Origin of the sequence: Microcystis sp. LE19-10.1B (assembly GCF_027530565.1) — a bacterium.
Classification (GTDB): Bacteria; Cyanobacteriota; Cyanobacteriia; order Cyanobacteriales; family Microcystaceae; genus Microcystis; species Microcystis aeruginosa.
In genome coordinates, this window is the sequence record NZ_JAPZQM010000613.1 from 1 (window position 1) to 1,328 (window position 1,328).

At 43.5% G+C, this 1,328-nt stretch carries 1 protein-coding gene and 2 pseudogenes; 2 read left to right on the plus strand and 1 reads right to left on the minus strand.

Going from position 1 to position 1,328, the window contains the following annotated elements; all coding sequences use genetic code 11:
* Positions 1-119: pseudogene (locus O9332_RS22160) on the plus strand (IS5/IS1182 family transposase); the annotation flags it as partial.
* A 33-nt stretch (positions 120-152) separates the two neighbouring features.
* Positions 153-863, plus strand: a pseudogene (locus tag O9332_RS22165) (aromatic acid exporter family protein); the annotation flags it as partial.
* Positions 864-1,214: 351 nt separating this feature from the next.
* Here O9332_RS22165 and O9332_RS22175 read toward each other — a convergent pair.
* A partial coding sequence (locus O9332_RS22175) for a transposase (protein WP_287627018.1) occupies positions 1,215-1,328 on the minus strand: 114 nt, incomplete at its 5' end.

A 1,328-nucleotide genomic window follows, 5' to 3' on the forward strand; every position in this document is an offset into this window, starting at 1 on the left:
TTAGAATTTTATCATCAAGATATAGGAATCGGAGACGGCGTTTTGGTCTGAGATTTAATTTAATCGCTGGCATTTACAACTATGAACTTGCTTTAGGCTATCATCAAGTAGCTGAATAAGACTTTTGCAGGAGGTCTAGTAAAAACGGGCTAATGATCAGACAGGGATTGAAATTTTCCCTGGGTGCTGCTCTCTTAACGAGTTTCTTTTGGCACCGAGGAAATGTTTTAGACAACTTTGTCTATCCCGTCTTTGGCTATGTATCTGTACTGATTGAGCCATCGATGGGAGGTGCGGTCGCAACGCGCTCGCTACGCGAGATCGCCGCAGGTTTGGGGCGTTTGGGGGGAAGTGCTTTGGGGGGAATCATTGCCGCTATCCTGGTGAACGCCTACGGAATCCAAGGCTCAAGTTTTTTTGTCATTCCCTCTCTCACCTACATTTTAGCCGCCCTGATCTGTGAAACTTACCGATGGCAAGCCGCTTATTCCCAAGCCACACTACTGGGCGCTTTAATTGCCATGAGAGTGGTAGGAACATCAGCACAACAAAATATCTGGCTCTATTTGCGGTCGCAACGCGCTCGCTACGCGAGATCGCACCTCATCGATAACTGGATCGGAATCGCTGTGGGAATTGCTGTGGCCTTACTATTTTGGCCCCAGAATACTCGAGCCGATCTCAACCGGAACTTGATGGGAATCCTTCAAGATATACCGCGCTTGTTCCAAAAAATCCTCGATCGCTACCTAAAAACTGATGGAGACAAGCAGGATTATCCTCTTTCTATTGAGCAGAACGAGCTTAACTTAGTCAATCAGATTAAAAAATCAACGCAAACTAGCCTTTCAATGCTCACAAAAGGGTAATGATTCGGTAGTAGTGGCGTAGCTCTCTTGCTTACCTGGTATGGATTGTGTAAAATATTTATTAATAAAAATAATTGGAACCCGCTCAGTCTTTAAACCTCTAGCTTGATCATGACTTTTCTGATAAATATCTTTTTCTGGCTCCTGTCTGGCTTACTGAAATATCAGTCTAGCACCGAACAAAGTACCCCCTTCACCTCCGTTCCCCTGTCCTAATTGGGGCTTGCTGAATAATGGTAAAACCCTTTTAAAATAAAGCTTTTGACCTGTTAAAGTCCGATGTTAGTGCAAGAAAATAGGATTGGGACTTTCAAAAACCGGCTCTTCGTTACCCTTTATGCTAAATCAACATACAAGATGCCAAGATAACATACTTCTAACCCAAAAATTCCGAAAGTTTCTCAAGCCATAGCCTCTCCGTTTTATTAGTTTAAGTTTATTGTTGATTCCCTCGACCAC